Annotated in this window: 8 protein-coding genes; 3 read left to right on the forward strand and 5 right to left on the reverse strand. The window is 48.4% G+C overall.

Annotated elements, in window-relative coordinates:
* Positions 1-483: 483 nt before the first annotated feature.
* Positions 484-1,068, forward strand: a complete 585-nt coding sequence (locus HRU42_RS19530) for a CesT family type III secretion system chaperone (protein ID WP_295033591.1) — start codon at positions 484-486, stop codon at positions 1,066-1,068.
* 77 nt (positions 1,069-1,145) lie between these two features.
* Positions 1,146-2,438 carry a hypothetical protein gene (locus HRU42_RS19535; protein ID WP_295033593.1) on the forward strand — a complete coding sequence of 431 codons (1,293 nt, stop codon included), beginning with the start codon at positions 1,146-1,148 and terminating at the stop codon, positions 2,436-2,438.
* Positions 2,439-2,616: 178 nt separating this feature from the next.
* Here the strand turns inward: HRU42_RS19535 and rlmF are convergent, their stop codons facing one another.
* Together rlmF and HRU42_RS19545 are read right to left on the reverse strand one after the other, a co-directional pair.
* Complete coding sequence (rlmF, locus tag HRU42_RS19540) at positions 2,617-3,858, reverse strand: 23S rRNA (adenine(1618)-N(6))-methyltransferase RlmF (RefSeq protein WP_295033595.1); 1,242 nt, start codon at positions 3,856-3,858, stop codon at positions 2,617-2,619.
* A 65-nt stretch (positions 3,859-3,923) separates the two neighbouring features.
* Positions 3,924-4,361 carry a flagellar basal body-associated protein FliL gene (locus HRU42_RS19545; RefSeq protein WP_295033597.1) on the reverse strand — a complete coding sequence of 146 codons (438 nt, stop codon included), beginning with the start codon at positions 4,359-4,361 and terminating at the stop codon, positions 3,924-3,926.
* 89 nt (positions 4,362-4,450) lie between these two features.
* Between HRU42_RS19545 and HRU42_RS19550 the strand changes: the two genes are divergently transcribed.
* Entirely contained in the window at positions 4,451-5,014 is a 564-nt protein-coding gene (locus tag HRU42_RS19550) for a chorismate lyase (RefSeq protein ID WP_295033599.1), read from the forward strand.
* An 85-nt stretch (positions 5,015-5,099) separates the two neighbouring features.
* Here the strand turns inward: HRU42_RS19550 and HRU42_RS21210 are convergent, their stop codons facing one another.
* The 3 genes from HRU42_RS21210 to HRU42_RS19560 all read right to left on the reverse strand — a co-directional run.
* Positions 5,100-5,159, reverse strand: coding sequence for a GlyGly-CTERM sorting domain-containing protein (locus tag HRU42_RS21210; RefSeq protein ID WP_367227199.1), 60 nt, complete (start codon positions 5,157-5,159; stop codon positions 5,100-5,102).
* Entirely contained in the window at positions 5,147-8,005 is a 2,859-nt protein-coding gene (locus HRU42_RS19555) for an immune inhibitor A domain-containing protein (RefSeq protein ID WP_295033601.1), read from the reverse strand. Before HRU42_RS19555 ends, HRU42_RS21210 begins: the two co-directional genes overlap by 13 nt.
* A gap of 123 nt (positions 8,006-8,128) precedes the next feature.
* Positions 8,129-8,332, reverse strand: a 204-nt coding sequence (locus HRU42_RS19560; protein ID WP_295033603.1) for a hypothetical protein, incomplete at its 5' end; no start/stop codon positions are given.

Genomic DNA, 8,332 nt, shown 5'->3' on the forward strand with positions numbered 1-8,332 from the left:
GTGCAGGGATGCACCAATGTCGTGGAGGCTGGATGCCTAAGAACGACCTTATATGCAGATACTTCTGCGAGACGGTGAAATGGCGTAGCCATGTGCTTGTGGAGTTACCATAGTCACTCGTTAGCTGAAAAATTCAAATAATTCATGAACTATACCAGATGGATCTTTAAAAGCTGAGTACCGCCCCCAGTCATTTTGATTGGGGACATCATGAATAAACTCAACACCATGATTCTTAGCTCGTTAATTTTTCATCTAGATTTATAACTGTGAACACTAATGTGGAGCTGGAATTGTAACCATGCTGATAATTTATGGCAGGTAAAGTCCCCTGAAACATGAGTACTTCATGACTGCCCGCCAATAGTTTTATACAAGAATCACTTTCTGACACTAGATCCAATCCAAGAATAGTTACATAAAAAATTGCGACCTTCAGCTAAATTATTGATTAATCGAGTTTGATAACCTTTCAGGCACCAGATGACTAAGGTCGTCCTAACGTGGCAAGCCTTGCCGCAATACCAGTCACAAAAGGTAGATTCTATGTCAGACTCATTTTCAGGCACGCGCTCGGGCTCTTTCACAGGCACTAGGCCCCTGCATCAACAAACAGTATCGGCATGGATTAGCTCCATTGGCCAGGACCGCGGCTTACCCCTGAATCTTGGTGAAGACGGTCATTGCAGCCTGCAATGTGGGGATGAGTTGCAATGCATCATTGAGGTGCCAGCCGATGATGAAACTCAGGCCGTATTTCTCTATATTCCCTTGCTAAGCTTGCCTGAAAATGATGCGGCCCAGCTTGCTCTGACCAAGGCGGCATTGGAACTCAATATGTTCGGATTAGAGACTGGCGGCAGCCAGATCAGCCTGGATAATCGAACTCAGCATCTGGTGCTATCATTTGCGGCCCAAGTTGAGATGCTCGATGAAGAGTTGTTCAGGCAGATCTTGGGCGATTTCCTGGATATGGGCGTGTCGCTGCATGCTAAATTTCTGGAGTTGAGCGAACAAAGCCTGCCCAGTCAACACATTAAACCCGCTACAAACTCAATCATAGTTTAAGTCCAGCATCCCTGACAGTAATAGTTCATAAGCTTAGCGGTGCTCTGTTTAACCGCCAATCGCCTCAAGGAAAAACAATGAATATCAATAATCTGAGTAGTAGCCAAGCTGTTAGCTCTCATTTGCATGGGGAAGTTCAGACTCCCGCGCCCAAAAGTTCAAGTGTTCATAATAACTTGGCCTCTCACTACACCAGTCTGGGCACCTCATCCAAGGTCACTGTGGGCAAGGGACTGACGACCACCTTAAAGTGGCTCACTCTAAGTGCACCGGCCAGAAAGCTAGGCAACGCCATTCAGGGGGGCAATGACTCCCATGCTCCGTCTACCAAGGGCAAGGCCAGATATTGGACAGGTGCCGTCATCAAGGGCCTGGCTAACATTACCGGTGGCGCTAGCAGTGTTGTTAGCGGCGTTGTCAGTGTCACTGCATCTGCGATATCGAATCTGGCCGATGCGGCGATACGACTGGTAAAAGCCTCACGATTAGGATTAGCAGCGGGCGGTGCCAAGGCCATGTCAAAAATGCCGATAGCGAGCTCCGATCGACTCAACGCAAACAATCATGCCAAAGAATTATGGCAAGCAGCTAAAGCAGAGATAACTCCCTCCTTCGTGAAAAAAGCGAAGCAAGAAACCTTGACCCCTGAAGGGGCACGCCAGGTGGTAGATGCGGCGCAACTTGCCCGTGTAAGTTGTTCCAGCAGTTATCGAGAGATGCCCGAAGGCTATCAACATGCCTCTCACCTCGATATACCTGAGTCGGTGTTGGCCAAGAGGGCTGGTAGCAGTGGCGGAACCGGACAAGCACTGACTCTGCATGTTCGGGCTGGCGGTGATAGTAATGCACCATTAATCCTTGAAGGTGATAAATGGTCAGCGCTCAAGGTAGCCGTCTATAAACGCGATGAGACGCTTATCCTTGCGTTTGTAGGTACACAACCTAGCAAGCGGCCGGCAACACTGAAGAGCGATGCCGCGGTCGCTCTGGGCATTAAAGACAGCGCCTTTCAAGACGCAGACAAACTAGTGAAAGAATTTTCTAAAATGCACGATGGTAAGGTTGAGCTTATCGGCCATTCACTTGGGGGTGGGATAGCCCAGTACGCAGGCATTAAGCATGGTGTTAAGGTTAATGCATTCAACAGCATGGGCCTGCACGTCAACCTTAGAGATCGCTTAGCCGACAAGTTGGACGCTGCCAATGTGACCCACGTTAATACCAGCCACGACCCACTCAGTCAGATCGTTGAAAACGGTTATACGGGTTTGGATGCATCGTCACAGGTCGGTAAACGCTATGTGATTGCCAATTCCGGTGGCCACCGTATGGAGAATGTTACTGCAGGCTTGGACAAGTTATTGGAGTGATTTGTTTGAGCCAGAGCCTGACTCTGCCTTAAATCACCATCGCAATCATCAGCAACACGCTTGGATGAAGATTAAGGCAAAAGGGCTGGATTCCCGCCCACAAGCATTGCGGGAATGACGGGAATACTTAAGTTGTTAAACCAAATCTAACCTTATAGGTTAGACGTTAAGAACCACCTTAACCCCGGTATTTGGCCCACAACCCCCTTTGCTTTGGAGTCAAAAAACTCCAGGCCAACACGCGAGTGAGTTTGTTACCTTGGGCCATATCTATGGTTTTTATGCTAACGGCGCCCGCCTTTGCGAGGGCGGCATAGCAAGGTTTGAGGTTTTCTTGCTTAGATACTAGGCTAGTAAACCACAGGCATTGGGTCTTAAAGTCGGCGCTCTCGCGGATCATATTGAGCAGGAACTGCTTCTCGCCACCTTCACACCAGAGTTCGGCCTTCTGACCGCCGAAGTTGAGATCTATATTTGCGCCCTTAGCCTTCACTGATGCGCTCTTATGCCCTTTTGCCGCGCGGTTAGCCGCGAGGTTCTTTAGCTTACGCACGCTCCCCTCACTCGCCTCGGCCAGCGACGAATGAAACGGTGGATTACATATGGTCACATCGAATCTGTCATCGACACTGATGATGCCTTGAAATACTTTTTGATGATCGGTTTGCAGTCGAGTTTTAAATTTACCTTGCAGGCAAGGGTTAGCCTGGATAATCGACTCCACATTAGCGATAGAAATCGGGTCGACATCGCTGGCGGTAAACTGCCAACCATAAGCTTGAATGCCTAAGATGGGATAGATACCGTTGGCTCCAGTGCCTATATCGAGCGCCTTTATCTTAGAGCCAGTCGGGATTCTATTGGCTTTAGTGGCAGCTTTAGCTAAATCATTCGTGACACCATTCGTTAATGCGAGGACATTTTGTCCATCAGCACTTCCCGTTGGTGGCTCTTGGCTTACTTGTTGTGGAATATTTCCGGCCAGTAGATCTGCGACATAGTGCAGGTAATCAACCCGACCCGGAATTGGCGGACACAGAAATCCCTGAGGAATATCCCAAGACTCTATCTTATAGTGCGCCTTAAGTAGGGCCAGATTAAGTGCCTTTACAGCCTGGGGAGCGGAAAAATCGATTGAAAGGTTACCGTAAGGATTTGGCCTAACAAATGGCTTGAGTTCTGGACTCGCCGCGGTAAGCGTTTCAAAGTCATAGCCATCCTTATGCAGGTTCCTCTGGTGGAGCCCCTTTTTGTCCGCAGCTTGTACCGACTTAGGCTTACGAGCTACTGGCTTGCTCTTTTGCTTATTAGACTCTTGCTTATGAAAAGTAGATTTGGCCTGAGATGGGTCTTGCTTGCCCTTAACCGAACCATTGCTTAATTTCGATTTAGGTGTCTGTTTGGGAGCTGATTTTGTCATAGGATCTCAGCCGCTGATCGATAAACAACGGCTCATAAATAAAAGCTGAATTTTATATGGCTTAACTAATCGTAAAGATATTTGGTGAACAGTAAATTAACCACAATAGGTCGGCCGACTTCTTGTTCGATGAGTCGATTGACTGTGTCATAACACTCGCGGCGGATCTCCTCACGCCCCGTTAAGGATTTCACCTTATCGGCAGTTTGGCTACCCATGATCTCCAATATCGCCGCTCGTAGGAGAGGATCGTGATGCTCCAGGGCAATCAGATCTTCCGGGTCTTTCACCATCAACTCGATACTTATGCGTACGAAGCCGAGTTTTTTACCGCTGGAGATATAGTTAGTGATGAGATCGGGCTCGAACCCGTAGTAGGCATAGTTATCTACGTTCTCCTCATCTGCCGCATACGCGCCAACACTAAAGATGCTAACGGCAAAAATAACCAAGATGGATGCGAATTTTCTAAGATAACCTGATCTCATATCGAACCTTTTCATATTAAACTGTATCTCCTTTTCTTTCTGACTATCCTATGGTGCCATGCTAGACTGCTGCTGTTTCCAAGCCGTATTGTACCGAGAAATAGATGAGTGTGACTAGGTTAAGCTTTCCCTATGGTGAATCAATTCAATGGTTTTCGCCAGAACAAATCTCTGAACTCCCAGATTCCCCGCTCAGTGAATGGTTACTTTCATCAGGAAGTCTAACCCAAAAATTACGTCGTCACTGTAGCCAGTTCGAAGTAAAAGTACTCGGAGAGGGAACTATAACCCCTTTCAGTGGTGAGTTTCCCGCGCAGAGACTCGCTTGGGTGCGTGAAGTATTACTCTGTCTCGACGGTGTGCCTTGGATATTTGCCCGCACCTTGATCCCGGCAAACTTACTCGATAAGAAGGAAACCGAATTCCTCACTCTTGGCTCCCGCCCCTTAGGGGAACTGCTTTTTTCCAACGATGACTTCACTCCAGGCAAGATAGAAATAGCTCACTTTACTCCCTGCCAGCGGCTAGCCCAATTGACCGAATCAATTAAGCAGCCAGTCACTCAGGGGCTATGGGGACGTCGCCGTTACTTTTCCTATGATGATGAGCGGCTTATCGTCAGTGAAACCTTTTTGCCCGCAGCCAGAAAAATCATAGAACAGGTGTAAGCCTTGCTTTCTCGTTATAAAACCTAGAAAGCAAAAACGCCCAAACGGGCGTTTTTTCGTTTAATCACCTAACACTAGCACTCGCTTAATGACGACGTCTTCTGAAGCCCATCAGAGCCAGTAAACCTAAGCTTAACCAACCCAGACACCACCGCCAGAATCACCAGAAGAGGTCACCACGACAGGAGGCGTCACTGTTACAGATATACTCTTGTTACTCACCACACCTAAGCTATCAGTCACTGTCATCATCACAACATAAGTTCCGGCTGAAACATAGGTATGACTGGGCGATTGTGCCGTACTCGTCTGACTATCACCGAAGTCCCACGAATAGCTCATAGCACCTGCACCACCTGTACTGGTATCGGTGAACGTTACGCTGAGATCGCTGCTCGAGAAGGTAAAATCGGCTACAGGTGCCACTGGTAAATCTACCACTACAGTCAGAGTGCTCTCTACACTTGTCCCTTGGCCATCGGTCACGGTTAAGATAACAGTGTAGCTTCCTGACGCTTGATAGACATAGGTAGGCATCTCCTCGGCGGTGGTAGCTCCTGTCACACCAAGGTTCCACAAGTAAGAGTAATTTCCATCACCGCCTGTCACAATCGGGCTAAACTCGACGGCCCCAGCCACGGCCTGGATCGGAGTGAAACCAGATGTCAAGTCAGATGTGGGCGGCGGGGTCGTTGCCCCGCTATACGTAAATCTAACCGTCGCCGTGGAAGAATCTGCACTCTGGGCCACCACTTCCATGGTCAAACCGAGTTCAGGTAAGAGAATGCCAGACTGAGGCTGAAGCGGAGCACTATAGTCTATACTGTCATCGAACAAGGAAATGGATGACAGATGATCGTCTCCGAAATAACTGGTTTGATCAAACATACTAAAAGTCGCATCTCTAATCTGAATATCAGAGTCATTAGTACCAATAAGGTTCTGATCGGCATCGATAACGCCAATCAAGCCTGCACCAGGGTGAGCGCTAGAGTTATTATCGCTATGACTAAAGTTTTCCAACCACATGAGTACGCCAGGCTCATAAGAATGACTCTCGAGTCCGGCATCGACGCCGTTATGACTTCTGAGTTGCACGATATAGCGACGAGCAGCGCCTGGGCGCTCGTCATCGATACGTGAGAAACCCGCCAAGACCATGGTATTGGGCGTCTCGGCATCATCGCTATAAATCAGGTTAGCACCACTGGTGATCTGCAGGTCATCGACAACGAAACCATAACCCCCTACCGCCTCATCGGTTTTATAAATGATACTGATCTGGGTATTCGTCCTACCAGCATAGGCGCTCACATCATATTCAAGATCCACCCAGTTGTTAGCACCTTCGGCGACAAGTATATCGCCAGAATTGCCGCTGATAATGTCTCGCGCCGTGTTTATCGTGTTGCTGGCCTTGGTATAATTACCTGCAATCACCACACCATCGACCATGACCTGAGCATAATCATAGTCTGGCTCAATATTCCAATGGGCCTTCATCGTCAACATCAAGGACGTCGAGCTTGGCAAGTCAATGTCGAATGACAGGGCATTGTTAATCCGATGCCCCTGGCCAGAATAGTACTGATAGCTACCACCATAGGGCTGCTTGAAAGGAATCGTCGCCGCCGGCAGTGGAATAGAGATCTGATTCACCCATGAGTGGTTTATCGCCTCATTAATGACCACATCCAATCCCGAAGTGCCTATGCTGCTCAGCATGACCTTCTGCTCGTTGATCCAACGTCCCTTATATCTGTCCTGCAGATAAGAGCGGGCATAGGGACTAAAACCTATTGGCTGAGTTCCGGCAATACTACCAGTCCAGCTACCGCCAGACATCACAGACCAAGAGCCGACCGGAGAGCCATCGCCTGTATTGGTGGTGTCATACTCATCAGGCAGACCCAGATCGTGGCCAAACTCATGCACCACCACACCCGCTGCGGCATCAATCGGCTGTATGGTATAACCAAACACCTTCATGCCCGTATCAGGAATGCTGTATCCAGGCGTGTCGCCAGTATAAACGAAGAATCTATGTGACCAGATGGCATCATCGCCGAGCACGCCGCCGCCGGCTTCTTCCCCTATGCTGGAATGAAACAACATCACATGGTCGATATTACCATCTGGCTCAGCGACGTTGCCGTCGCCATCGAGATCGAATGGATCTTCCACATCATAGCTGGCTAACTCGGCAGCCGACATGTTAACTAGGGCCTGAGTCACAGCCTCTTTGACCAGTTCCGGCACCGCCTTATCATGACCGTTATTATCGGGATTAATACCACCATAGAAGGCGGCATTATTTTTCGCAGTAAACCAGCCCTTGACATCGCCGGTCATATTGAAACGCCCACCGGATTCGGCCTGATAATATTGCTGCACCGTCATCAGGTTCTTGCCCTGGGGACCGGTAAAGCCTGTGGTGGAGAATATCAGGTCCTTATAATGACTCACGGGATAATTAGGGTAAAACATGGGGGTATCGCTGGCTATCAATCGATTATTATCGTAGGGCAGATCCGGAAAATCGATTAAAATACTTAAGACTCTTACTGTCTTAGTGATATCGGCATCGGCTAAGGTACCGACGATATTCATTGTCTTGGCAATGGAATATCGCTTAAGCTTGTTACTCTGAGCCAATGACTTGAGCCTGACCCGCTCGAACTTAGCCTCAATCAAGCGTCCCTGACTCTGAAAACGGCTCGCTCTATGAGTAAATTTATCGACGGCGGCACGCTTATCGGCCTCGCTGGCATCGGCAGAAATCTCTCCACGCTTAATAAGCCAATATAAGATCTGCTCTCTATTGATGATCCCAGCATCGGCCATTGTCGCCGATGCGAGTGCACTCGAAGACAAGGCGGATGAACCCTGGAGGTTCGCATCTAACGCTTTAGCCGATAGCGATGTCGAAGCAATAACACTCAGCACTAGAGATAATGACAGGCCCCTCATACTCTTTACTATCTTCATCATAGCTTGCTTCCTTCAGGCTTTAGCTTGTTACAATTCTTAAACGCTTGCAATTTCTTGCGCATAAATTCGGCCACCAGCGCGTCGGCCTCTTCCTGGCTCATTGCTGGTGTTATTACGCCCTTGTTAATCAAATTCAATTTTAGACCTGTCCTTAATCGATGGCATGGCACCACAGGTAATGATCCGTTTCTTCTCATTAACCAGTGCTACAACATCGGCATCAGGGCTTATTGTGCCACTCAATTCAATATTCTGCTGAACTTGAGTCTTGTCAGACTCTTGAGAAATTGAGCTACAGGAAGCAAGAATAGCCAAGGAGAAAATGCC

The organism is Shewanella sp. (assembly GCF_013214165.1).
Lineage (GTDB): Bacteria > Pseudomonadota > Gammaproteobacteria > Enterobacterales > Shewanellaceae > Shewanella.